Origin of the sequence: Methylobacterium sp. AMS5, from assembly GCF_001542815.1 — a bacterium.
GTDB lineage: Bacteria > Pseudomonadota > Alphaproteobacteria > Rhizobiales > Beijerinckiaceae > Methylobacterium.
The window spans coordinates 2,133,104-2,156,845 of record NZ_CP006992.1 but is presented as its reverse complement, the minus strand read 5'-3'; the positions used below and the strand labels follow the sequence as shown (position 1 = coordinate 2,156,845).

The following is a 23,742-nucleotide window of genomic DNA, read 5'->3' as shown; positions in this document are numbered from 1 at the left end:
TCGGGGGCGCGGGGATGTGAGTGGGGCAACGCGCGGCGATGGTTCGAGCCAAGCGGCGCACCAGATCGTCAGAACCGTGCCGTGAGGAAGAGCCGCACGTTGCGGCCCGGCAGCACCACCTCGTCCTTGCGGAAGGAGGCGGCGTTGCGGATCACGTCGTCGAGCAGGTTCGTGCCGCGCAGGCCGAGCGTGACCTCGCTGAGACCATGGACCGCCGGATCGAGCGGGCGGCTGTAGGCGATCTCCGCCTTGAGGTCGTTGTAGCCCGGCGTCGGCGTCTCCAGCGTGCCGGTCTGGGTCTGGGCGAAGGCGTGCAGCAGGCTGAGCTGCGCGAACCAGCCGTCGGCCCGCAGAAACACGCCGCCGCCGACGCGGTGGGGCGGGATGCGCGGCACGAAGCGGCCGTCGTCGAACTGTGCCCGCACGAAGTCGTACTGGGCGCTGAGGCCGGCAAAGCCGTCGCCGACCGGCACGAGGTCGATCTGGCTCGCGATCTCGGCGCCGGCGAAGGTGGCACCGGCCTGCGAATAAGTGACCTGCCGCAGATCCCCACCGCCGATCCCGCAACTGTCGAAGGTGTCGCCGCAGGTGAAGCCGGTCAGGCGCTTGTAGACGAAGCCGGTATAGCGGGTGACGTAGCCGGTCGCGTCGAGGCGGAACGGCCCCTCCGCCCGCCGGATCGCGACCTCGACGGTGCGGGCGCGTTCGACCTTGAGGTTCGGATCGCCGATCTCGAAGGTGGCGGAAGCCTCGTGCGGCCCGCGCGAGAACAGTTCGGGCGAAGTCGGCGCGCGCTCGACATAGGAGCCGGTCAGGCTCCCCACGAACCCATGGGGCAGGTCTTGAAGCGCGCCGAAGCTCGCGCTTTTCGGGGCAAAGCGGCGGATGCGGCGCGATTCCACCGGCTCGTCGCCGGGGCGATCGGGAAGAAAGTCCGAGGGGAACAATGCCTGCGTACCGGCGACGCGGTTGCCTTCGATGCGGCCCGCCGCCTGGAATCGCAGGCCGCCGCCGAGTGCCAGTTCCTCGAACAGGTAGGCCGCCTGCACCCGCGTGTCGGTCGGGCGCAACAGGCCCCCTTCCGCCCCCGAGATGCGGAGCTTGCGCCGGTCGGCCTGGACGCCGAGTTGCCCGCTCAAGGTGCCGAAAGCGGTCTCGACCGGCACATGGTCGAATTCGATCCGCCCCTCTGCCGCGCGATTCTTGAACACCGCCTCGATCCCCTCGACGCCGTTGGCACCAGTGCCGAACTCGTTGTGGCGGTAGTTCGAGCCGCCCGCCCAGAACCGGATCGCCGCGAACGGCCCGTCCAGCGGCCGGTACTCGCCACGGGCCTGGAGCTTGTCCTGCACCGGATCGAGCCGGGTGCGCTGCACCGCGGAGCTGATTCCGGGGATGCCGTAGACCGAATCGAAGTGGCTGAAGGACAGCCCGACGAAGCCCTGGTCGAACAGGTACGAGGTGCCGAAGGCGCCCCCCTGCGATTCGTTGAAGGAATTTCGCTGGATGCCGAGCGGTGTGTTGTAGTCGTCCGCCACGCTCCGGAACGCATCGGCGTGGACGGCGATGTTGCCGCTGCCGGCATCGACCGTGGCGGCGGCGTTGCGACCATTGTCGACGGCCGAGTAGCCGGTCGTCACCCGTCCCGCGACGCCGCCGGGCGGAATGCTCGTCGGGATGCGGTTGTTCTCGACCGAGACCACGCCACCGACGGCCTGGGAGCCGTAGCGCAGGCCTGCGGGCCCGCGGATCACCTCGATGCGGTCGTTGATCAGCGGGTTGATCGGGACGGCGTGGTCCTCGCCCAGATCGGACATGTCCTGCACACCGGTGCCGTTCTCGAGGATGCGGACACGGTGATTGTCGAGGCCGCGGATGATCGGCCGCGAGGCCGAGCCCGGCGCGAAGGTGGTCGCGGACAGGCCCGGCTTGTCGAACAGCGCCTCGCCGAGCGAGGTCGGCTGCGAGCGGGCGAGATCGGCCCCGGAGACGACGGTGACCGTCGAGAACCGGTCGGTCACCACCGGCAGGACGCCGACCAGATTGGCCGGCTTGTCCGAGACGACGCTGATCTCTTCGAGGACGGCCTCTTCCGCCTGGATCGGCGACACGACGAGGCCGGCGATGCCGATCCCGGCGAAAGGGCCGAACCACGGGCCAAGCCCATAGCGCTTTCTCGACATGAAACTTCAGCCTCGTAATTATAGCTGTTGCTATAAGTTCGAGCGTAGCCGTTGTCGAGTCGGGGAAGGCCCCCAAATGCGAAAGCGCGCCGCCCTCGAACAAGGGCGGCGCGCTGGCAGGGCAATCGATGCAGGCGGCGGGTCGGCCGGTCAGTAAGCCTGCGGTTCGGACTCGACGAGGATCTCGCGTTTGCCGGCGTGGTTGGCCGGCCCGACGAGACCTTCCGTCTCCATCCGCTCCATCAGTGAGGCGGCCCGGTTGTAGCCGATCTGCAGGCGGCGCTGGATGTAGGAGGTGGAGGCCTTCTTGTCCCGCAACACCACGGCCACCGCCTGCTCGTAGAGGTCGCCGCTCTCTCCGCCGCCACCGAACTGGCCGGCATCGAAGACCGGACCGTCCTCGGACGCAGCGGCCCCGGCCGGAATCTCGCCCTCGTCGGCGGTGACGGCTTCGAGGTAGGACGGCCGGCCCTGGCGCTTGAGGTGGGCAACCACGGTCTCGACTTCCGAGTCCGAGCAGAACGGTCCGTGCACGCGCGTCGTGCGCCCGCCGCCGGCCATGAACAGCATGTCGCCCTGGCCCAGCAACTGCTCGGCGCCCATCTCGCCCAGGATCGTGCGGCTATCGATCTTGCTCGTCACCTGGAAGGACATCCGGGTCGGGAAGTTCGCCTTGATCGTGCCGGTGATGACGTCGACCGAGGGGCGCTGCGTCGCCATGATGAGGTGGATGCCGGCCGCACGCGCCATCTGCGCGAGGCGCTGGATCGCCCCTTCGATGTCCTTGCCCGCCACCATCATCAGGTCGGCCATCTCGTCGACCACGATCACGATGTAGGGCAGCGGGTTGAGGTCCATGACCTCGTCCTCGTAGACCGCTTCGCCGGTGGAACGGTCGAAGCCGGTCTGGACGGTGCGGGTCAGGGTCTCGCCGCGGGCGCGGGCCTCTTCGAGGCGTGCATTGAAGCCGTCGATGTTCCGGACACCGACCTTGGACATCTTCTTGTAGCGCTCCTCCATCTCGCGCACGGCCCATTTGAGGGCGATGACCGCCTTCTTCGGATCGGTGACGACGGGGGAGAGCAGGTGCGGGATGCCGTCATAGACCGACAGTTCCAGCATCTTGGGATCGACCATGATCAGGCGGCACTCCTCCGGCTTCAGCCGGTAGAGCAGCGACAGGATCATGGTGTTGATGGCGACCGACTTGCCCGAGCCGGTGGTGCCGGCCACCAGCAGGTGCGGCATGCGGGCGAGGTCGGCGATGATCGGCTCGCCGCCGATGTTCTTGCCCAGGCACAGCGCGAGCTTGTGCTTGGTCTCGACGAAATCCGCCGACGCGAGGAGTTCGCGCAAGAACACCGTCTCGCGCTTGGCGTTCGGCAATTCGATGCCGATGGCGTTGCGGCCGGGGACGACGGCGACGCGGGCGGAGATGGCGGACATCGAGCGGGCGATGTCGTCGGCGAGCGCGATGACGCGGCTCGACTTGGTGCCGGGCGCCGGCTCCAGCTCATAGAGAGTGACGACGGGGCCGGGGCGCACGGCAAGAATGTCGCCGCGCACGCCAAAGTCCTGCAGCGTCGCCTCCAGCATGGTGGCGTTCTGCTCCAGCGCCTCCGCCGAGACCTCGGAGCCGGGCGCCGCCTCGCGGGGACGGGCGAGAAGCTCCAGGGCGGGCAGCCGGTACTCGCCGGCTTCCGGACGCGGCTCGTCCGGGCGCGGACGCGCCGCCGGGGCCTGCGGCAGCGGGCGCGCGACGCGGGTGGGCGGCTCGTCGGCGGTCATATCCGCCCCAGCAGCAATCGGCGCGGGGCGCTGGGGGGCGGCACGGACGGGCGCTTCGTCCGAATCCTCCTCCGGATCGAATTGCGGCTCGCGGCGGCCCGAGACGTCGGTCCGCTCGCGGGCCTGCGGCGCCCAGGGTGCCTCGTCCGGGTCGGCGAAGGCGCGGCGCGCGGCGAGCGCGGGCGAGGCGCCGGCATAGGCCAGCCCCTCCCCCTCGTCGGCCGGCGCCTGCCAGGATTCGAGCCGGGTGCGCAGCGAGGCGCGGCCGCGCATGACGGCTTGCGCCAGTGCGCCCAGCGACAGGATGCCGAGGCTCGGCTCGTCGGCATCGTGGCGCTCCTCGTGGGCCGAGGCAGGGCCGGAGCGGGGCGCCGAACGCGCGGCGCCGTAGGGCACCTCCTCGTCCTCCTCGAAGTCCGGCTTGGTCACGCGGCAGGCGGCGGTGAGGCTGAGGATGGCGAAGGCCGCGAACAGGAAGCCGGCGAAATGCGCCAGCGGCCCGACCAGCATCCGCGTGCCGGCGAGCAGCGCGTCGCCTGCGACCCCGCCCATGCCGGTGGGCAGGGGCCAGCGATCCGTCGGCGGCAGGGCACTCGCGACCGCGCTCGCGCAGAGAACGCCGACGAACCACAGGACGATGCGCAAACCGCCATGCGGCAGGTCGCGCTCGCGCATCAAGCGCACGCCCCACAGGGCGGGAGGCAGTGCGAGCGCGATCGAGCCGAGCCCGAGGAGCTGCATGGCAAGGTCGGCCACGACGGCTCCGGGACGACCGAGCACGTTGTGCGCCCGCTGGTCGGTGGCGTGGTTGAGGCTCGGGTCGTTGATCGACCACGTCGCCAGGGCGACGGTCAACGCGACCGCGCCGGTGAAGAGGATCAGGCCGCCGCACTCCGTCAGCCGCTTGGCCAGGAACGGCCTCAGGCTATCGACGAAGGTGTCGTAGGGCGACGCGGAACGGCGAAGGGAACGCATGCGCAGACCGGTCCGGTGTCAACGATCCGGTAAGGCTAATGCGGGGCGGTTAACGCGGGGCTAAGTCTGCCTCGCAAAGCGGTGGGCTGTCGGCGGCCGAGGCCCGGCCCAAGGTGCCGCCTTGAAATGCAGGAAGCCCCGGATTTCTCCGAGGCTTCCCAATGCAACGTGGTGTCCCGCCGGCGAGCCGGCCCGGTTCTCAGAAGGTGAAGCCGGTTTCCATGAGGTAGCGCTCCTGCGACCGCTTGGTGCCGTCGCGGCCGAAGCCGAAGCCCGGGGTCACGTCGTAGGCCTGGACGGTCGCGAACTCGCCGCGGAGGAAGTAGCGATCCCAGGTGAAGGTCGGGGTGATCGTGAACGAGAAGGCCGAGCTGCCCGGACCGTAGAGGACGCTGGTGCCGCCGCGGCCGGTGACCACGCCTCGCGTGCCCGACTGCTCGATGTATTCGAGGCGGCCGGCGAGCGCGAAGTTGTCGGTGAAGGTGTAGCCGGCCAGCAGCGTGCCGCCCCAGGTCTCCGCGCCCTCGATCGGGGAGAAGTACCCCTCCTTGCGCGCGACGTTGGTGTACTGGAAGTACGGCGAGATGATCCACGGCCCGTTGGCGTAGGTGTAGTTCACGCTGATGATGCTGCTGTTCTGCAGCGAGTTGATCGTCGCGAACTGGAAGCGCGGGCTGCGGGTCGAGGCGTCGAAGTCGCTGAAATGCGTGCCGCCGTTGATGCCGATCGTGTTCGCGTCGTTGAGCTTGTAGGTGGCAAAGCCCGTCACCCAGTTCAGCTCACCCGAGTAGAAGCCGTCGGTCACCGCGAGCGCGGCCGCGAACGGGCCGTTGGCATAGTTCACCTGAACGCCGTGGTTGATGAAGTTCTCCTGGTTGAAGAGCAGACCGCGGGAGATGTTCAGGTTCTGGTAGGTGAACAGCAGCTCGGAGCCGATGTTGGTGAACATCCGGCCGGCCTGGATCGACCACTCGTCGTTGATCTGCCACTTGCCGAAGGCCACCGGGATCGGGCCGAACAGCGATTCGGTCTGCTCGAACGCGGAGTAGAGCGGCAGGCCGAGCGCCGGGATCGAGTACAGGCCGGCATGGACATAGAACTGCAGCGGGCCGTCGGCCTTCTGGATCCAACCCTGGAGGTTCGAGAAATCGACGCGGCCGAAACGATCCTGCTCGGCGCTGGGGGAGAGGATGCCGAAGGCGTTGGTCTGGGTGTAGGCGAAGCCGGTAACCGCGCCGCCGACATAGATGTCGCCCAGTCCCGTGACGAAGCAGGCCGGGTTCGGGTTCGCCTTGATGAGACCGCCGAAGGTCGGGGTGGAGATCGCAGCCTTACAATGCTCCTCGACGATGACGGGCGCCGCGGCGGGCATGTCTGCGGCGAGAACTGGCAGCGCGTTGATGCTCAGGGTGGAAAGCACCGCACTTGCGGCCAGAAGCTTTGTTTTGATGGTCATCGCGGTCAGCCCCACATTCGATACGGCCAAGGTGCCGAACTCGCCGCCGCGCCGCAAAATGAAGTTTTGCGCAAGTGCCTAATTTTTAGTCATTTTTGACCCAGAGCAACCTGAGGGCGGAAGATGTTGCTCGAAAGCAACATTTTTGAGGCGTCCAAAACGGCCCCATCGCCTCGAAATCGAATGCAATCTTTACGTTTCATTGACCAATTCGGCCGAGGCGGCCGAGTGCAATCCGGTGGAAGCGAGTCGGCATCGACGGCGCGGCGCATGAAAAAGGCCCCGGCGCATCGCGCCGAGGCCCTGGTTCAGGGTGCCTGCCGAGAGGGCAGGCTCTCACTCAGTAGTTGTAGGCGCGCTCGCCGTGATCGGCGATGTCGAGACCCTCGCGCTCTTCTTCCTGCGTCACGCGCAGGCCGATCGTCAGATCGACGAGCTTGTAGAGGATCGCAGAGCCGATGCCCGACCACAGGATGGTGAAGCCCACCGCCTTCGCCTGGATGATGACCTGGGCGACCATGTCGTAGGCGCCGACAGTCAACTCACCGGGCTTGGTGGTGTAGTCGGGGATGCCGGCGCCGCCGAGATCGGGCGAGACCAGGATGCCCGTGGCGATGGCGCCGATGATGCCGCCGATGCAGTGCACGCCGAACACGTCGAGCGAGTCGTCGTAGCCCAGCGCGTTCTTCACGGTGGAGCACATCACGAAGCAGACCGCGCCCGCGGCCAGACCGAGCACGATGGAGCCCATCGGGCCGGCGAAGCCCGCGGCCGGGGTGACGGCGACGAGGCCGGCAATGGCGCCCGAGAGCATGCCCAGCAGCGACGGCTTGCCCTTGGCGGCCCATTCCACGAACAGCCAGGAGACGGCGGCCGCGGCGGTGGCGACGAAGGTGTTGATCATCGCCAGACCCGCAGCGCCGTTGGCTTCGAGGTTCGAGCCGGCGTTGAAGCCGAACCAGCCGACCCAGAGCAGCGAGGCGCCGATCGTGGTCATGGTCAGGGAGTGCGGGGCGAGCAGGTCACGGCCGTAGCCGATACGCTTGCCGAGCATCAGGCAGCCGACGAGGCCGGCGATGCCCGCGTTGATGTGCACGACGGTGCCGCCGGCGAAGTCGAGGGCGCCCCACTTGAACAGCATGCCGGCATCACCCAGCACCGCGTCGTACTCGGCCTTGGCCGCAGCGTTGGCCTCGCCACCGGCGGCAGCGAGCTTGCGGGCCGCGTCGGCGAAGACGTCCGGGCCGCCCCAGTACCAGACCATGTGAGCCATCGGGAAGTAGATCAGCGTGACCCAGAGGATCGTGAACACGACCAGCGCCGAGAACTTCATCCGCTCGGCGAAGGCGCCGACGATGAGGCCGGGCGTGATCATCGCGAACGTCATCTGGAAGCAGATGTAGACGTATTCGGGGATCACGACGCCGTTGGAGAAGGTGGCCGCCACCGAGTTGGCGTCGACGCCCTTGAGGAAGGCCTTCGAGAAGCCGCCGACGAAGTCGTTGAGACCGCCGCCATTGGTGAAGGCGAGGCTGTAGCCGTAGGTCACCCACAGCAGGCAGACGATCGAGGCGATCGCGAAGACCTGGGTCAGCACCGAGAGCATGTTCTTGGTGCGCACGAGGCCGCCATAGAACAGGGCGAGGCCGGGCACGGTCATCAGCAGGACGAGGATCGCCGAGAGCAGCATCCACGCCGTGTCGCCCTTGTTGGGCACCGGCGCGGCGGCAGCGGCGGCGGCGGGCTCGACCGTCGGCGCCTGCGCGAGCGACGGCTCGACGAAGAGGAGGCCGAGGGCGGCTCCTCCCAATCCGAGCGCGAGAAGATTACGAAGTTTCATGGACAGGAAGCTCCTGATCGCAGTGCGTCGAGCGTTGAGGAGAATGGGTGGGCGGCGCGGCCGGGCGCGTTCCGCCGGAACGGGTGAAGAGCTGTCAGGGCATCGAAGAGGAAAGCGATGCGGGACAGCGTGTCAGAGCGCGTCCGCGTCGGTCTCGCCGGTCCGGATGCGAACCGCCTTTTCGAGCGGCATCACGAAGATCTTGCCGTCGCCGATCTGTCCGGTGCGGGCGGCTCCCGCGATGGCGTCGATCACGCTCGTCACGAGGTCGGCCGCGACGGCCACCTCGATCTTGAGCTTGGGCAGGAAGCTCACGGCATACTCGGCACCGCGATAGATCTCGGTGTGGCCCTTCTGCCGGCCGTAGCCCTTGACCTCGGTCACGGTCAGGCCGTGCACGCCGATGCCGGTCAGTGCGTCGCGGACCTCCTCCAACTTGAACGGCTTGATGATCGCCATCACGATTTTCATGGGCGGCGCCCCCTTTGTCCTGTCGTCTCACCGCCGGACGCGCACCGGCCGAGACCCAGCGGTTCCGCGAGGATCGGAATGACCCCGCAGCCGGGCGCCGTCATTCAAGGACCGTGCCAAGCGGAACCATTTCCAATTTCGCATTGCTGCCCAGATCGTGAGCGAGCCGTGGCGCTACAGCGCGCAGCTTGGCTGTGAAAAATGCCCAAATAATCGTCATAAAGTACCTTTGCGCGGCATAATGCGCGCTAACTGGCTCGCTTCAGCCGCGGCGGGGGCGGATCAGTCCTTCCTGTGCAACCGAGGCGACGAGCTGGCCTTCCTCGTCGTGGAACGTGCCGCGCGCAAAGCCCAGAGCGCCCGAGGCGCTCGGGCTGTCCTGCGAATAGAGCAGCCAGGAATCGGCCCGGAACGGGCGGTGGAACCACAGGGCGTGGTCGAGGCTCGCCGACTGGATCTCGGGGTCGAACACCGTGCGGCCGTGGGGGATCAGCGTGGAATCGAGCAGCGTCATGTCCGATGCATAGGCCAGCACCGCCCGGTGCACCGCCGGATCGTCCGGCAGAGGCTTCGTCGCGCGCATCCAGACATGGTAGCGCGCGGGCCTCGGCGTGCGGTCGCGATAGCGCTCGGTCTCGACCGGCCGCATTTCGATCGGCCAAGCCTGCGTGAAGTAGGCCAGCATCGGCTCGGGCACGATGATGCCGCCGTCCCGGACGAGGGTCCGGGCATCCGCCAGGTCGCCCGGTCGCGGCACGTCGGGAAGACCGGCGGCGTGGTCGACGCCCTCCTCCGCCGCGTGGAACGAGACCGACATGGCAAAGATCGCCCGGCCCTTCTGGATCGCCTTGACCCGGCGGGTGGTGAAGCTGCCGCCGTCGCGGATGCGCTCGACCTCGTAGACGATCGGCACCGCCGGATCGCCGCCGAGGAGGAAGTAGGCGTGCAGGGAATGGGGCGGGCGCGACGCCTCGACCGTGCGGGAGGCCGCGACGAGCGCCTGCGCCACGACCTGCCCCCCGAACACCCGCGGCCAGCCGATCCGCGGGCTGATCCCGCGGAACAGATCGGTCTCCAGGCGCTCCAGATCGAGGATCGCGAGGAGCGCGTCGACGGGGTCGGGCATGGCGGCTTCGCTGCGGCTTTCGAACGAGAAGGGGCGGACGGCCCGGTCGGCCTGACCCGCGCGGCGGCTCCGCGGACGGAGGAAGGCGCCGTCCGCACGGGGTGGAGAGTGATGCGGCGAGCGGCGAGGGTTGTGAAGGCCTGTCCGGCGTCGGCGTGCCGCGGAGCCGTCGGAAGCCGCCGATCGTCCCGAAACACAGGGTGTTGTGGAGCGGCGCGGGAGCGCATTCCGACGAAGTGGCCACCGGTTCGTCGAAAGAATGCGCGTCAAAACAGAGAGCGAGAGACGGCGGCCTGATGCAATGGGGTCGGATACGGCGCTCGCGAGGAGCCGGGGCGGAAACGAGCCGAAACAGTGCCTCCGGACCGTGATCGTCCCTCTCGGGGCGGTCGGGATCGGCGTGCGGATTCGGGCCTGGGCGAACCCCTTTGCTTCGCAGCGCGCGGGCCGCCGGATCCTTGTCGCCAACGAGGGCGAGCAGGCGCGCGCGCCCAGCAACCCGGTCGGCGGCGTCATCGTCTACGACGAGACCGACCCGGCCAACGCGGCCGGCGTCTCCGACGTCCCGCCCCAACCCGGCGCGACCACCGATCTCGGCCCTGAGGTGCTGACCGTCATCGCCGCCGACCGCAACCCGACGGGCACGCCCCTTCCCGTCAGCGGCAACGAAGTCGCCAACGGCGGTGCGGTCGTCTACGCGGCTCTGCCCCAGGGCTTCACCCAGGAGGTCGGCTTTTACCGCGAACTCACTCGCCGTGAGCCGGGGGGCGGGCGACACGGGCGAGACCGCGTTCACCTTTCACGGTCGAGCGCAGCAACGGCACGCTGGGCGCCGTCACCGTCACCGCCGAGATCACAGGCCGCAGTGCGAACGCGGCCGACGGGGCCGACTTCGCCGGTACCCCGGCCCTGGCCGCTGACGGTGACGGACACGATCGCCGCCGGCGCCGCCTCCGCAGAGGTCAGCGTCCGCGTCCAGGCGGATGCCGTGCCGGAGGCGGACGAGACCTTCGCCCCGACCCTGCGCAGCGCCAGTTCGAACCAGTCCGGCATCGCGAATGCGGACGTGAAGGCGGCGGCAGCCTCGGCTGAGGCCGCCCCGTCCCGCCACCGTCCCATCCCAGTCGGACGCGCCCCGGCGCGGTCCGAAGGCCGTATCCGCCAAGCCCGTTCGGACCTTGAGCGGCGGTGCTGCGGTCGCGTGCGGCCTACCGATGGCACGAGGAACACCGCGGCGCCAACGCTATTGCCCCTGCTGGCGTGTCACGAGCGTGCGGTTGGGCGCGACCTCACCCTTGTCCTGCCAGATCGGCACGATCAGCCGCGCCCAGCCCCGCGTCTCCTGGCCGCCGTAATGACGCTCCGCGACGTCGCGGGTGATGTAGGCCTGAACGTTGACCGGACCGAAATTGTAGCCGACCAGCCCGCCGACCGCGAACTGGCTCTGGCGCCGGTAGCCCGGCACGTTGCCGACCGGCAGATCGGTCGAAGCATAGGCCACGGGACCGAATTCGAACTTACCGAATCGCTTCGTCGCGGTGAGATCGATGTTGAGATAGTCGGGAAAGGCCCGTGAGCCGTTCAGAGCGCGATCTGTGAGGAAGTGACCGTAGAGCAGGTTCGCGGTCAGATTGTATCCGTTCCCGGTATAGCTCACGGCGAAACGGTGCGTGAGCGAGCCCTCCTGAGAGCCGAAGCGGGTGGCATCCGGAACATAGCCGCCCAGGAGATAGCTGAAGCCGACGTCGTTGCCGAGGTTCCAGGCGAGCTGCGTCGCATACAGGCTCTGGCCCAGGCCGGTGGACGAGGGAGCCCCCCGCGCACTCGCCGAGACGGCGGAGCGGTTGAAGACGATGAATTGCAGCCGCGCGCCGAGCACGGACCACGGGGTCGACAGAGCGAAGGTCGCCGTGTTGACGTTGAGATCCGACGAGGCGGGGAACGTGTAGCGGACGCCGTAATTCGGCACGGCGACGAAGTACAGACCGACGGGAATCTGTGCACCCGCGGGAATGCCGATCGATCCGCCGGGCTGCGCGACCGACCCTGCGCCTGCCGGCGTCGCCAGCACCATGCCGGCCGCGACGAAGGACAGGCTCAGCCGACCGGCCGCTGTTTTCGATGCAGTAGCCACCCTTAAAACTCCCCGACTTAGTATAATATTCCTACAATGATGCAAGGACACTCCCTGGCATCCATGCGGCCATCTGTTCGGAAGTCTTGGCTGGCCTTCGACTTGGGCTCAGCGCCTCATCAAGGCCGATACAGATTGATCTAGATTTATACTCGGGACCAACAGCACATATCACCGATACATACATCCATGCGCCAAGCAATTATTATATAAATATCGATATTGCTGCAATCATCGCCATTTACATTTGTTTTTAATTGCAAAGCACAAAAACAAATCATGCCGTGACGTTCCGCGCACCCTGCAAACGGCCGCTGCGGGAGCAGCGCGCAGTCCATGAGCCGGGTGCATGACAGCTCAGAACAAGTTTCAATCACCGGGCCGACGCGGCCATGCGATATTGCATCGCAACATGAGCGGGCCGTGAGGTGGTGTCGTGGCGATCGTGACGGAAACCAGACGCTGGCATCGTGCGCCGCGGGTCAGAGGTGTCTCGGATGTTCGCACGAGGCTCGCACGGACGCTGGCAACGGCGCTCCGGCGGATGGCCGAGGCCCGCTACGCGCAGCAGGTCGATCGGCTCGCCCGCTCCGGGCATGGCGGCGTGCTCTGAGAGCCTGATCCTGCGCTTCGGGGGTGGCCGGGACGGGAACCAGCGCCGCAGCCCGAAGCGGTTCCGGCCTTTAGAGGAAGCCGATCGAGAACCAGGGCACCAGGATGATCACGATCAGCCCGACCAGCAGCGCCGCGACGTAGCCGATGATCGGCCGCATGCCGGCATCCGGATGGATGCGGCTGATGGCGCAGGCGGCGTAGTAGCCGACGCCGAAGGGCGGAGCGAACAGGCCGATCCCCATCGCGAGAACCACGACCATGGCGTAGTGCACCTCGTGCACGCCCACGGCACGGGCGATGGGAAACATCAGCGGCCCGAACAGGACGATCGCCGGGATTCCCTCCAGCACCGAACCCAGCACGATGAAGGCGAGGGCGGAGACCACGAGGAAGCCGAGCGCGCCGCCGGGCAGTTCCTTCATCGCGACGGCGAGCGCCTGCGAGAAACCGGACTGCGTCAGCGCCCAGGCCATGGCGGTGGCCGCGCCGATGATCAGCAGGATCGCACCCGACAGCGTCGCCGTCGTCACCAGCATGGGCATGAGGCGGCGCCAGTCGAACTGCCGGTAGACGAGGAGCCCCGCCAGCACGGCGTAGACGATGCCGATCGTCGAGACCTCGGTGGCGGTGGCCACGCCCTCGATCACGGCGGCCCGGATGACGAAGGGCAGCGCGAGCGCCGGCAGTGCCACGACGAGCGCCTTCAGGATCGCCTTCCGACCGGGGCGGACGACGTGACCCATGTCCTCGCCGCGGTAGCGCCACCAGACCAGCGCGCACAGCGTCGCGCCGAGGACGACGGCCGGCAAAAGGCCGCCGGTGAACAGCGCGGTAATCGAGACGCCGCTCACCGAGCCGATGGTGATGAGCACGATCGAGGGCGGGATCGTCTCGGTCTGGGCGCCGGTCGCGGAGAGCAGCGCGACGAGATCGCCCTCCTTGGCGCCGCGCGCCTTCATCTCGGGAAACAGCACCGGGGCGACGGCGGCCATGTCGGCGGCCTTCGAGCCGGAGATGCCGGAGACGAGGTACATCGCCCCCACCAGCACGTAGTGCAGGCCGCCGCGCACATGGCCCAGCAGGCTCGCCAGGAAACCGACCATGGCGCGGGCCATGCCGGTCATCTCGATCAGGAGGCCGAGGAAGATGAACAGCGGCACCGCGAGCAGGATGAGATGGCTCATGCCCTCGTCCATGCGCCCGACGACGACCATGGCGGGCGCGTAGGTGGTGGTCATGAGGTAGGCGTAGGTCGAGAGTCCGAAGGCGAAGGCGATCGGCACGCCGGCGAACACCAGGGCTCCGACGCCGAGCAGGAAGAACACCAGCAGGTTGAGGTTGCCGATGCCGCTCAGGAGCGGCGACAGGCCGGCGAGCACGGCGGCGAGGCCGGCCCCGAGAGCCAAAGCCGCGCCCGTGAGGCGCCAGTCGCTCTCCTGCACGAGGCGCAGCACGGCGGTGACGAGCATCAGTGCGAACCCGACCGGCAGGGCGGCGGCGCGCCAGGTATTGGGGAGGTCGAGGGCTGGCGTGTAGACCCAGGATTCCTCGATCGCGAACTCGAAGGCCGGCTCCAGCAGAACTCCGACGAAGACGAGGCCGGCCACGATCGCCAGGGTGTCCATGAAGGCCCGCGCCCGCGGCGTGGCCATGCCGACGAAGGCGGTCATGCGCATGTGTTCGCCGCGCCGGAAGGCGATGACCGTCCCCAGCATGGCGAGCCACAGGAACAGGATCGAGGCGAGTTCGTCGGACCAGACCAGGGGCCGGTGCAGGGCGTAGCGGCTGACGACGCCGCTCAGGAGCACGACGATCTCCAGGACGACGAGGATCGCCGCGGGGATCTCGACCATCCGCCCGAAGACGCGATCGAAGGTCTGGAAATGGGAGCTTTGGCCGGCGGCGGGCACGGGGGCGGCCGGCGCGGGCGCGTCGAATTGCACGTCGAGTTGCATGGCGGCCTTCCTCACACGAGCTTTCCGGTGACGCTTTCGAGATGGTCCCAGGCCGTCGGCCCGAGCTTGGCTTTCCAGTCCCGGTAGAAGCTGGTCCGGACGAGGGCGTCGCGGAACGCGTCCCGATCGACGTCGACGAAGGTCAGGCCCTTGGCCGCGAGCGTGGTGCGCAGGTTCGCGTTGAGCGCCACGTTGTCGGCGCGCTCGTCGTCGGCGGCGCGGTCGAGCTCGCGCCCGACGATCATCCGCAGATCCTCGGGCAGGCGGGCCCAGGCGCGGCGATTGCCGAGGATCCAGTAGGCGTCCCAGATGTGCCCGGTCAGGCTGCAGCTCTTCTGGACCTCGTAGATCCGCGTCGTCGCGGTGATCGGGAGCGGGTTCTCCTGGCCCTCGACCACCTTGGTCTGCAGGGCCGAGTACAGCTCGTTGAAGTTGATCGGCGTCGCGCCCGCCTCCAGGGCCCGGAAGAGCGACGTCTGCATCGGCGCCTGCGGCACGCGGATCTTGAAGCCCCGGATGTCGTCCGGCGTGCGGATCTCCTGCGTCGAGGAGGTGACGTGACGGAAGCCGTTGTCCCAGGCCTTCGACACGGTGAGGATCGGCGTACGCCCGATCTGCTCGCGGACATAGGCGCCGAGCGGACCGTCGATGGCGGCCCAGACGCTGTCGTAATCCTTGAAGACGAAGCCGAGATTGGTCAGGCTCGCCACCGGCAGGAAGGTCGCCAGGACCGAGGCGGACAGGTTCAGGAACTCGACGGCGCCGCTGCGCACCTGGGCGAGCAGGTCGGTGTCGGCCCCGAGCTGGTTGGCCGGGAAGAGCCGGATCTCCAGGCGTCCGCCGCTCGCCTCGCGGATCCGGTCGATCGCCTGCTGCGCGCGGATGTTGACGGGATGGTTCGGATCCTGCCCGGTCGCCAGCTTGTAGACGAACTCGGCCGCCGCGGCGCGGCGCGTCAGGATGCCGAACAGGGGAAGGGCGGCCGCGCCCGCGACGAGGCGCCGACGGCTGAGAGAAGCCTCTGGCATGTTTCACTCCCTGGATGGTCGCGGCCCGCCGCCCGATCCCCGCCGTTGACGGTCTTTGGGATCGTCATCCGGTCTCGCCGGATGCTCCACACCGCTCGGGCGCGGGGGGCAGGCCTCTCGGGAGGCGGCGCCATCCGGCGCCGCCCGCAATCGCCTCAGAGCCAGCTGCGGATGCTGCGGGCCATCGCCTGGCTGGAAATGCCGTAGCGGTCGTGCAGCGTCGGCAGCGCGCCCGCGTCGAGGAACTCGTCCGGCAGGCCGATCTGGCGGTAGCCCGGCGGCACCGTGCCGGTGCGCAGGAGGAGGGCCGCCACCGCCTCGCCGAGGCCGCCGATCACCGAGTGGTTCTCGGCCACCACCACGAGCCGCCCGCCGCGGCCGACCTCGCGCAGGATCGTCTCCTCGTCGAGCGGCTTGATGGTCGGGACGTGCAGGACCGCGACGTCGACGCGGTCGTCGCCCAGGGCCTGCGCGACTTCGAGCGCCCGCATGGTCATCAGCCCGGACGAGACGATGAGCACGTCGCGCCCGTCGCGGATGGTCTTGGCCTTGCCCCACTCGAACCGGTACCCGTACTCGTCGAGGACGAGGGGAACGTTGCCGCGCATGAGCCGCAGGTAGACCGGGCCCCGATGCTCCACCATCGCCGGCACCACCTGCTCCAGCTCGTGCGCATCGCAGGGGTCGAGGATGGTCAGGTTCGGCATGCCGCGGAAGATCGCCAGATCCTCCGTGGCCTGGTGGCTCGGGCCGTAGCCCGTGGTCAGGCCCGGCAGGGCGCAGGCGATCTTGACGTTGAGATTTTCCTCCGCGATCGCGAGGCAGATGAAGTCGTAGGCCCGCCGCGCCGCGAACACGGCGTAGGTGGTGGCGATGGGTGTGAAGCCCTCGCGGGCGAGCCCCGCCGCCGCGCTCATCAGGAGCTGCTCGGCCATCCCCATCTGGTAGAACCGCTCGGGATAGGCCTGGGCGAAGATGTGCAGGTCGGTGTACTTGGCGAGATCCGCCGACAGGCCGACGAGATCGGGGCGTGTCTTGGCGAGTTCGACGAGCGCGTTCCCGAACGGCGCCGGCTTGGTCCGCTGGCCGGGCGCGGCCAGCGAGGCGATCATCGCCGAGGTCTTGGCGCCGCCGGCCGCGCGCGGCGCCGGCTTCTCGTACTTCGAACGCCTCATGGGAGCCTCCCTTCGTCCAGAACCGCCAGGGCCTGACGCCACTCGTCCGCCTCGACCCGTAGGAAGTGATTGCGCTCGCGCGCCTCGAGGAAGGGCACGCCCTTGGCCATCTTGGTGTCGCAGATGATGATGCGCGGGCACCGCTCCGGATGGGAACGGGCGGCGTCGAAGGCCCTCACGAGGGCGTCGATGTCGTTGCCGTCCACCCGCTGGACGAACCAGCCGAAGGCCTCGAATTTCGGCGCGAGCGGCTCGAAGTTCAGGACGCCGCGAGACGGACCGTCGGCCTGCATGCCGTTGACGTCGACGAGGCCGATCAGGTTGTCGAGCCCGAAGCTCGCCGCCGACATCGCCGCCTCCCAGGTCGAGCCCTCGTCGAGCTCGCCGTCGGAGAACAGGTTGTAGACGAAGCTCTTCGAGGCTTTCCGCTTTAGGCCGAGCGCCATCCCGACGGCGATGCCGAGCCCGTGGCCGAGGGAGCCGCCGGTGATCTCCATGCCGGGCGTGTAGGCGGCCATGCCGGACATCGGCAGGCGGCTGTCGTCGCTGCCGTAGGTCGTCAGCTCGTCCTCCGGGATGAGGCCGGCCTCGATGAGGGCGGCGTAGAGGGCGATGGCGTAGTGGCCGATCGAGAGCAGGAAGCGGTCCCGGCCCTCCCATTCCGGATCGTCCGGCCGGTAGGTCATGGCGTGGAAGTAGCTGACCGCCAGCACGTCGCTGATGCCGAGCGCCTGGGCGATGTAGCCCTGGCCCTGGACCTCGCCCATCAGCAGGGCGTGGCGGCGGATGCGGTAGGCACGGTCGTCGAGCGAGACGTTCGAGCCTTCGCGGGGGTGGATCTCGGGGGGGTGCTCCATGGCTGTGTTCCTTCCGATCAATGGATCAGCATGCCGCCGTTGACGTCGATCACCGCGCCGGTGAGGTAGGCGGACAGGTCGCTGGCGAGGAACAGGCAGACATTGGCCACGTCGTCGGCGACGCCGAGGCGGCCGAGGGGGATGCCGCTGACGATCTCGGCGCGCATCGCGTCGGTGAGCTTGCCGGCGGTGATGTCGGTCTGAATCAGGCCGGGCGTCACCGAATTCACCCGGATGCCGTCGGAGCCGAGTTCGCGCGCCATCGCCTTGGCGAGGCCGAGCACGCCCGCCTTGGCTGCACTATAGTGCGGACCGCCGAAGATGCCGCCGCCGCGCTGGGCCGAGACCGAGGACATGCAGACGATCGCGCCGGTGCGCTGGCGGCGCATGGCGGGGATCACCGCCTGGCTCATGTAGAGGGTGCCACGCAGGTTGACGTCGGTGACGGCCTCGTAGTGCGCCGCCTCGATCTCCATCAGCTTCAGGGGCTGCGAGATGCCGGCATTGTTCACGAGGACATCGATCCGCCCGGCCTGGGCGATCACCTCGTCGGCGGCCGCCTGGCAGGCCGCCCGGTCGGCGACGTCGCAGGCGAGCCCGAAATGCCCCGGACCGATCTCGCGCCCTGCCGCCTCGGCCTGGCCGGCGTCGAGATCGAGGATGACCACCCGCCCGCCCTGGGCCGCGAACAGGCGTGCCGTGGCCTTGCCGATGCCGCGCGCGGAGGCCGCGCCGGTGATCACACAGACTTTGTCCTTCAGAAGCATGTCTCTCTCCCTGCGCGGCGGCGATGCTTCCGCTCCAGCGCTCGGCCTGTTGGGAGATGGGAGATCCGCCGATTTGCCGGGCCCGCCGCTGAGCCTCGACAAGATGCCCGGGCTTGTCCGCACTACAGCGGCGCTGCCGGGGCCGGCTGCAATTCGTTTCCTCTCATCTCATTGATGAGAAAGATGATGCATGGGCCCATAATGCAGCAAACGCGAAGTTTTCAGCCCCAGGTGAATTTCGTTCACCTTGCCGGGGCCGGCTGCTGCGCCCGCACGGATTGCGGCGTCTCCGGGGGCAGTTCCGGGGGCAACGCCACACGCAGTTCCGCGGCGAGCCACCGCGCAAACACGCAGAGCGGCGTTCGGCGCCGCGTCAGGGCCGGGAAGACGAGGTAATGACCGGTATAGTCGACGTTGGAGGCCCGCTCGGCGAGCGGCGCGACGAGGCGCCCGCTCGCCAATTCCCGTTCGGCCAGAAGCGTGGATTCCAGGGCGATGCCGAGATCGTCGGCCGCCGCCGTGATGGCGAGGAAGCTGCGGTCGAAGCGAAGGCCGGCGGAGGGTGGGGCGCGCAATCCGTTGCGCTCGAACCAGAGCGGCCAGCGCACGAGCTTGTTGTCGCTCTGGATCAGCGGCTGGCCGGGAAGGTCGGCGGCCTCGCGTATCCTGCGGGCGCGCTCGGGGGTGCAGAGCGGTGTCACCGTTTCCTGGCCGAGCGGCATGACGATGAGCCCCTCGCCGCGCGGCGGACCGTAGACGATGTCGGCATCGAACTCGTCGGTGATGAAGCGGGCGTAATCCATGCCGGCGGCGAGCCGCACCTCGAAGTCGGGATGGCTGGCCATGAAGCGGGCCAAGCGCGGTGTCAGCCACTGCGCGGCGAAGCTCGGGGCGCAGTGCAGACGCAGCAATTGCGGGGCCCGCGTCGCGACGAGGTCAAAGCCCCGGTTCATCTCTTCGAAGGCGCGGCTGACATGCTCCAGAAGGGCCTCGCCGGCTGCCGTCAGGGCGATGCCGTGGCTGTCGCGCTCGAACAACGCCACGCCGAGGGCCTGCTCCAGCTTGCGCACCGCGTGGCTGACGGCACTCGCGCTGAGATTGAGCTCGCTCGCCGCGTCCTTGAACGAACGGCGGCGCGCGGCGGCCTCGAACGTCCGGACGGCGGAGAGCGGAACAGGTGGGCGCATCATGACTACGATGAGGCAGGCGCCCCTGCCTGACAATCTCCGATAGAACGGGAAGGGACAGCCCGACGATCACGGGGTTTCGTCCGACAAACGGATGCAAGCGGCGAAACCATCGACACGATTGATCCGGACAAACCCGACCATCCGGGAAAACCACCAAGTCAAAGCGGGCTGAACCCTCCCGCCGGCACAGGCGGCATCTCGCCTCCCATCCGGCCCCATCGACGCTGAGGTTTCGATGGATCGGCCGAGTCCTCCTTCTCAAGACCTCTTCCGTCTCAAGACGCCGTCCCTCTCAAGACGCCGTCCCTCTCGAGGCGCAGGAGCGGAGATCGGGGGACGTTGCGGTTGGCCCGGCGATCGGTCACGGCTGTCGCCGCCCGCCGCAGGCGGCGTGACAGTCCGGCGGCGTTGTCCCGCAGCCTCCGGTCGCTCGCGCGGGATGCGGACGGGCGCCGGGCGCGATATCACCGGTTCGACCGCCTCTCCCGCTCCGGACGGGGCGGAAGAGGGACGCCCATGAGGGTCACGAGATGAGCGCAACGAATCGTCCCCCTCGGGATCGGCGCGCCGGCAGCCGCGGCCTGCTCGTTGCCGGGGCCGGCATTCCGGGGCTGACCCTGGCGGTCGCCCTGAAGCAGGCGCACGGGCCGGCGCTCGACGTGACGGTCTGCGATCCGGGCCTGGAGGCCGGCGCGGCGCGCCATCGCGGGCGCGCCTACGCCGTGGCGGCCGGACCGCGGCGGATGTTCGAGCGGCTCGGGCTCTGGTCGCGGATCGAACCGGCGGCGGAGCCGATGCGCCGGCTGGTCATCAGCGACAGCCGGGTCGGCGATCCGGTGCGGCCGGTCTTCCTCACCTTCGGGGACGGAACGGAGGCGCGCGACACGGGCGAGCCCTTCGCCCACATGGTCGAGGCCGAGCCGATGGTCGCCGCGCTGCTCGACGCCGCGCGGGAAACGGGCGTCCGCCTCGCCGCCGCGGGCGTCGCCGCCGCCGTCCCGGGGGCGCGCGCGACCCGGGTGACCCTGAGCGACGGCAGCGTCGAGGAGGTCGCGCTCGTGGTCGCCGCCGACGGGGCGCGCTCGGCCCTGCGCGAGGCCGCCGGCATCGGCTGGGTCGGCTGGTCCTACCCGCAATCGGGGATCGTCGCGACGATTCAGCATGCCCGCGACCATGAGGGCCGCGCCTTCGAGCATTTCCTGCCGAGCGGCCCGTTCGCGATCCTGCCGCTCAAGGCGGGAGGCGCACTCGGCCACCGCTCCTCCATCGTCTGGACCGAACGCAGCGCCGATGTGCCGGCCCTGCTCGGGGGGGATGCCGCCGAGACGCTGGCCGAGATCGAGCGCCGGTTCGGGGCCGAACTCGGGCGCATCGCCCTGGAGCATGGGCCGAGCGCCCATCCGCTGCATCTCGGCCTCGCCCGCAGCTTCCGGGCGCCCCGCCTCGCGCTGCTGGGGGACGCCGCCCACGTCATCCATCCGCTGGCGGGCCAGGGGCTCAATCTCGGCCTCGCCGGGGCGGCGGCCCTGGCCGAGGCGGTGACCGGTGCCATGCGGCTCGGGCTCGATCCCGGCGCGGATGCGGTCTTGCGCGATTACGAGCAGGCGCGCCGCTTCGATACCGTGGCGATGGCGGCGGCGACCGATGGGCTCAACCGCCTGTTCTCGAACGACAGCATGGCGCTGCGGCTCACCCGCGACTTCGGCCTCGGTCTCGTCGATCGGATGCCGGGCCTGAAGCGCTTCTTCATCGGCCAGGCATCGGCGCTGCGGGGCGGGACTCCACGCCTGCTGCGGGGTGAAGCCCTGTGAGGCGGGCGCCGGTCACGGCTTATGCAGGCGGGAGAATTGCCACGTCAGCATCATGCTCGAGGCCATCAGAGCTGCGTAGAGCATCTGAAGAAGCGGACCGTCTTGCATCGGCTCAATCCTGCGGACGTGGCAGCGCCAGGAAAGAGTGAGTTCTGGCAACAACCGGGCCAACTCTCGGCGGGGCGTCGCAGACGATGGTGCTCCGGCGGCCGAGCGGTCGCGGGCGTGAGCGTTTCGACGGGTCGATAAAGGCGTGCTCTCGGGCCGCGCCGGCCACTACGGTGAGCCCGGATCGGGCAGCGCGAACGCCTTGGCGGAGAGCAGGCGCATCAGGGTCGCGAGCAGATCGGTCTGGGTGATGATTCCCAGCACGCGCCGGTCGTCGGCAGTGACGACGACCGCATGGGCATGACCGTCCGTCAGGTCGTTCACCAGCGCGATCACCGGGTCGTCCGGCCCGGTGGTCCTGGCCTCGGACATCACCTGCGCCAGCCCCACCTCGCCGTGCAGCGTCAACTCGCGCAGGCCGATCGTACCGGCGAGCCGGCCTGCGCGGTCGATGACGGGAAGGGTCCTGATGTTGTGGGCGATCAGAAGCTTCCGTGCCCGCTCGGCGCTGCCGTCGAGCCCGATGGTGACGACGTCCCGTGACATCACCTCACCGCAGGTCAGATCCCCCCGCGCACGCACGAGGGCGTGGAGTTCGACCTGCCGGAGCAGGCGGTCCAGATCGGCGCGGTCGATGTCCAGCGTCTCGTCCAGCGCGACCAGAGCCGCATCGACATCTTCAGGCCGGAAGCCGACCCGGAGCGGGGCCGGCAAATCCCCCGTGCCATGCGTGTTCACCGGCGTGGCAACGGCGACGTGCGGGTAGTTGCGGCGCGAGAGCTTGTGAAAGCCGATGCCGAGCGCAACGAGAATGACCGAGTTCAGGCCGACCGGGAAAAGCGGGAACAGGAAGCCCGCCGACGTGACGGCCGGTCCACCGATGAGTGCGGTCAAGGCGGCGGCCCCGCCCGGCGGGTGAAGACACCGGGTCAGCGACATCGCCGCGATCGCAAGGGAAACGCCGACGCCGATCGCGATGACCGGATCGGGAATGAGGTGCGCGGCAAGCACGCCCATGAACGCGGAGATGGTGTTGCCGCCGATGACCGACCAGGGCTGGGCGAGCGGACTGGCGGGCACGGCGAAGATCAGCACCGCCGACGCCCCCATCGGCGCGACGATCAACGGGATGTGGGGGCCTTCTCCGAAGAACCAGCCGCAAACCAAGCCGGTGAGCGTGATGCCTGCAAGAGCACCCAGGCACGCGATCAGACGCTCACGCAGGGTCGCGCCGGCCAGGATCGGCCTGAACATCCGGAATCCGTGCGATCGTGCAGCGCGTTGTTCGGGGCCACCGGGGTTGGGCATCCTCGCGCGTCCCTCGTTTCTCGACCGATATCGGCACTGCCGGTTCCGCAGGCAGATGCTCCACCTGTCGGCTCGAAGCGCTGGTATACCACATACAATCCAACGGATCGCCAGCGGATTTGCAACATGCATAGGCACGTTGCTCTTCGGCAAGGCAGTTCAGGCTCGGCCTCACCGTTAAAGGATACACCGTCGCGCGGCGGCGGCGCCTGAAGCCGGCCGGTGCCCAACCGCATTTGCGGCCACCCGGTTTTTCGTTCATGTAGCGGCACCGCGCGCCGGGCGCGTCCGCGCGCCGATCTGCCACCCGAACGCATCGGGACTTTGAACCTATGGCCACACCGGAATTCGACCTGGGCGACATCAAGCGCCGCATGCAGGGTGCCGTCAGTTCTCTGAGCAAGGATCTGGGATCGCTGCGCACGGGCCGCGCGACACCGAGCCTGCTCGATCCGATCCAGGTCGAGGCCTACGGCTCCTCGATGCCGATGGCCCAGGTCGCGACCGTCAGCGTGCCGGAGCCGCGGCTTCTCTCGATCTCGGTCTGGGACCGTTCGATGGTCACCAACGTCGAGAAGGCGATCCGTGAATCCGACCTCGGCCTCAACCCGATGACGGAAGGCCAGACCATCCGCCTGCGCATCCCCGAGATGAACGAGCAGCGCCGCAAGGAGATGGTCAAGGTCGCCCACAAGTACACGGAGGAGGCCCGCGTCGCCGTGCGCCACGTGCGCCGTGACGGGCTCGACATCCTCAAGAAGCTCGAGAAGGACGGCGCCATCAGCCAGGACGACGAGAAGCGTCAGGCCGCCGAGGTGCAGAAGGCCACCGACGACGCGATCAGCGAGATCGACGGCGTGCTGGCGAGCAAGGAAAAGGAAATCATGCAGGTCTGACACCCGGCCTGCACTGAACCGAGACGGGTGGGGCCGCGCCGAACCGCGGCGGCGAGAGG

General features: G+C 68.7%; 18 protein-coding genes. 3 read left to right on the top strand and 15 right to left on the bottom strand.

The genetic code is table 11. The features are described from left to right. Positions 1-68 precede the first annotated feature (68 nt). The 8 genes from Y590_RS09640 to Y590_RS09605 all read right to left on the bottom strand — a co-directional run bounded on the left by Y590_RS09640 (position 69) and on the right by Y590_RS09605 (position 11,997). Entirely contained in the window at positions 69-2,183 is a 2,115-nt protein-coding gene (locus Y590_RS09640; protein WP_060769666.1) for a TonB-dependent receptor, read from the bottom strand. Positions 2,184-2,333: 150 nt separating this feature from the next. Further along, positions 2,334-4,946 carry a DNA translocase FtsK gene (locus Y590_RS09635; RefSeq protein WP_060769665.1) on the bottom strand — a complete coding sequence of 871 codons (2,613 nt, stop codon included), beginning with the start codon at positions 4,944-4,946 and terminating at the stop codon, positions 2,334-2,336. A 199-nt stretch (positions 4,947-5,145) separates the two neighbouring features. Beyond that, positions 5,146-6,402, bottom strand: a complete 1,257-nt coding sequence (locus Y590_RS09630; RefSeq protein ID WP_060772227.1) for an outer membrane beta-barrel protein — start codon at positions 6,400-6,402, stop codon at positions 5,146-5,148. 340 nt (positions 6,403-6,742) lie between these two features. Continuing rightward, complete coding sequence (locus Y590_RS09625) at positions 6,743-8,242, bottom strand: ammonium transporter (RefSeq protein WP_060769664.1); 1,500 nt, start codon at positions 8,240-8,242, stop codon at positions 6,743-6,745. Positions 8,243-8,374: 132 nt separating this feature from the next. Beyond that, positions 8,375-8,713 carry a P-II family nitrogen regulator gene (locus Y590_RS09620; protein ID WP_004447263.1) on the bottom strand — a complete coding sequence of 113 codons (339 nt, stop codon included), beginning with the start codon at positions 8,711-8,713 and terminating at the stop codon, positions 8,375-8,377. 262 nt (positions 8,714-8,975) lie between these two features. Beyond that, positions 8,976-9,839, bottom strand: coding sequence for an acyl-CoA thioesterase (locus Y590_RS09615; protein WP_060769663.1), 864 nt, complete (start codon positions 9,837-9,839; stop codon positions 8,976-8,978). Positions 9,840-10,631: 792 nt separating this feature from the next. After that, on the bottom strand, positions 10,632-10,958 hold the full coding sequence (locus Y590_RS27005; protein ID WP_060769662.1) for a hypothetical protein: 327 nt from the start codon (positions 10,956-10,958) through the stop codon (positions 10,632-10,634). Positions 10,959-11,082: 124 nt separating this feature from the next. Continuing rightward, on the bottom strand, positions 11,083-11,997 hold the full coding sequence (locus Y590_RS09605; RefSeq protein ID WP_060772226.1) for a transporter: 915 nt from the start codon (positions 11,995-11,997) through the stop codon (positions 11,083-11,085). Between the two features lie 421 nt (positions 11,998-12,418). Here Y590_RS09605 and Y590_RS26870 point away from each other — a divergent pair, with 421 nt between their 5' ends. Beyond that, positions 12,419-12,586: a hypothetical protein gene (locus Y590_RS26870; RefSeq protein WP_162492770.1), complete on the top strand. Its 168-nt coding sequence runs from the start codon at positions 12,419-12,421 to the stop codon at positions 12,584-12,586. A gap of 70 nt (positions 12,587-12,656) precedes the next feature. Here Y590_RS26870 and Y590_RS09600 read toward each other — a convergent pair whose 3' ends face one another. From Y590_RS09600 to Y590_RS09575, 6 genes are all read right to left on the bottom strand, one after another. After that, complete coding sequence (locus tag Y590_RS09600) at positions 12,657-14,543, bottom strand: TRAP transporter large permease (RefSeq protein ID WP_060769661.1); 1,887 nt, start codon at positions 14,541-14,543, stop codon at positions 12,657-12,659. 11 nt (positions 14,544-14,554) lie between these two features. After that, positions 14,555-15,571: a TRAP transporter substrate-binding protein gene (locus Y590_RS09595; protein WP_060769660.1), complete on the bottom strand. Its 1,017-nt coding sequence runs from the start codon at positions 15,569-15,571 to the stop codon at positions 14,555-14,557. A 155-nt stretch (positions 15,572-15,726) separates the two neighbouring features. Beyond that, positions 15,727-16,746, bottom strand: coding sequence for a transketolase family protein (locus tag Y590_RS09590; RefSeq protein WP_060769659.1), 1,020 nt, complete (start codon positions 16,744-16,746; stop codon positions 15,727-15,729). Continuing rightward, positions 16,743-17,603 (bottom strand): transketolase, encoded by an 861-nt coding sequence (locus Y590_RS09585; RefSeq protein ID WP_060769658.1) that lies wholly within the window; start codon positions 17,601-17,603, stop codon positions 16,743-16,745. The genes Y590_RS09590 and Y590_RS09585 overlap by 4 nt, the downstream gene beginning before the upstream one ends. 17 nt (positions 17,604-17,620) lie before the next feature. Then, positions 17,621-18,370: an SDR family NAD(P)-dependent oxidoreductase gene (locus Y590_RS09580; RefSeq protein WP_060769657.1), complete on the bottom strand. Its 750-nt coding sequence runs from the start codon at positions 18,368-18,370 to the stop codon at positions 17,621-17,623. 242 nt (positions 18,371-18,612) lie between these two features. Next, a complete protein-coding gene (locus tag Y590_RS09575; RefSeq protein WP_060772225.1) occupies positions 18,613-19,557 on the bottom strand; it encodes a LysR substrate-binding domain-containing protein in 945 nt (314 codons plus the stop codon). A gap of 533 nt (positions 19,558-20,090) precedes the next feature. Here Y590_RS09575 and Y590_RS09570 point away from each other — a divergent pair. Continuing rightward, entirely contained in the window at positions 20,091-21,371 is a 1,281-nt protein-coding gene (locus tag Y590_RS09570) for an FAD-dependent monooxygenase (RefSeq protein WP_060769656.1), read from the top strand. Positions 21,372-21,647: 276 nt separating this feature from the next. Here Y590_RS09570 and Y590_RS09565 read toward each other — a convergent pair whose 3' ends face one another. Beyond that, the gene (locus Y590_RS09565; protein WP_060769655.1) at positions 21,648-22,787 is read right to left on the bottom strand and encodes an HPP family protein; all 1,140 of its coding nucleotides are present in this window, start codon (positions 22,785-22,787) and stop codon (positions 21,648-21,650) included. 332 nt (positions 22,788-23,119) lie between these two features. Here Y590_RS09565 and frr point away from each other — a divergent pair, with 332 nt between their 5' ends. Then, on the top strand, positions 23,120-23,683 hold the full coding sequence (gene frr, locus Y590_RS09560; RefSeq protein ID WP_060769654.1) for a ribosome recycling factor: 564 nt from the start codon (positions 23,120-23,122) through the stop codon (positions 23,681-23,683). Positions 23,684-23,742: the final 59 nt, after the last annotated feature.

Bases quoted from the DNA above. Each gene is read 5' to 3' on its own strand.
- Y590_RS09595 (WP_060769660.1), bottom strand. From the start codon at position 15,571: ATGCCAGAGGCTTCTCTCAGCCGTCGGCGCCTCGTCGCGGGCGCGGCC.
- Y590_RS09600 (WP_060769661.1), bottom strand. From the start codon at position 14,543: ATGCAACTCGACGTGCAATTCGACGCGCCCGCGCCGGCCGCCCCCGTG.
- Y590_RS09625 (WP_060769664.1), bottom strand. From the start codon at position 8,242: ATGAAACTTCGTAATCTTCTCGCGCTCGGATTGGGAGGAGCCGCCCTC.
- Y590_RS09565 (WP_060769655.1), bottom strand. From the start codon at position 22,787: ATGCCCAACCCCGGTGGCCCCGAACAACGCGCTGCACGATCGCACGGA.
- Y590_RS09575 (WP_060772225.1), bottom strand. From the start codon at position 19,557: ATGCGCCCACCTGTTCCGCTCTCCGCCGTCCGGACGTTCGAGGCCGCC.
- Y590_RS27005 (WP_060769662.1), bottom strand. From the start codon at position 10,958: ATGGGACGGTGGCGGGACGGGGCGGCCTCAGCCGAGGCTGCCGCCGCC.
- Y590_RS09570 (WP_060769656.1), top strand. From the start codon at position 20,091: ATGAGCGCAACGAATCGTCCCCCTCGGGATCGGCGCGCCGGCAGCCGC.
- Y590_RS09640 (WP_060769666.1), bottom strand. From the start codon at position 2,183: ATGTCGAGAAAGCGCTATGGGCTTGGCCCGTGGTTCGGCCCTTTCGCC.
- frr (WP_060769654.1), top strand. From the start codon at position 23,120: ATGGCCACACCGGAATTCGACCTGGGCGACATCAAGCGCCGCATGCAG.
- Y590_RS09620 (WP_004447263.1), bottom strand. From the start codon at position 8,713: ATGAAAATCGTGATGGCGATCATCAAGCCGTTCAAGTTGGAGGAGGTC.
- Y590_RS09580 (WP_060769657.1), bottom strand. From the start codon at position 18,370: ATGCTTCTGAAGGACAAAGTCTGTGTGATCACCGGCGCGGCCTCCGCG.
- Y590_RS09590 (WP_060769659.1), bottom strand. From the start codon at position 16,746: ATGAGGCGTTCGAAGTACGAGAAGCCGGCGCCGCGCGCGGCCGGCGGC.
- Y590_RS09615 (WP_060769663.1), bottom strand. From the start codon at position 9,839: ATGCCCGACCCCGTCGACGCGCTCCTCGCGATCCTCGATCTGGAGCGC.
- Y590_RS09635 (WP_060769665.1), bottom strand. From the start codon at position 4,946: ATGCGTTCCCTTCGCCGTTCCGCGTCGCCCTACGACACCTTCGTCGAT.
- Y590_RS09585 (WP_060769658.1), bottom strand. From the start codon at position 17,603: ATGGAGCACCCCCCCGAGATCCACCCCCGCGAAGGCTCGAACGTCTCG.
- Y590_RS09630 (WP_060772227.1), bottom strand. From the start codon at position 6,402: ATGACCATCAAAACAAAGCTTCTGGCCGCAAGTGCGGTGCTTTCCACC.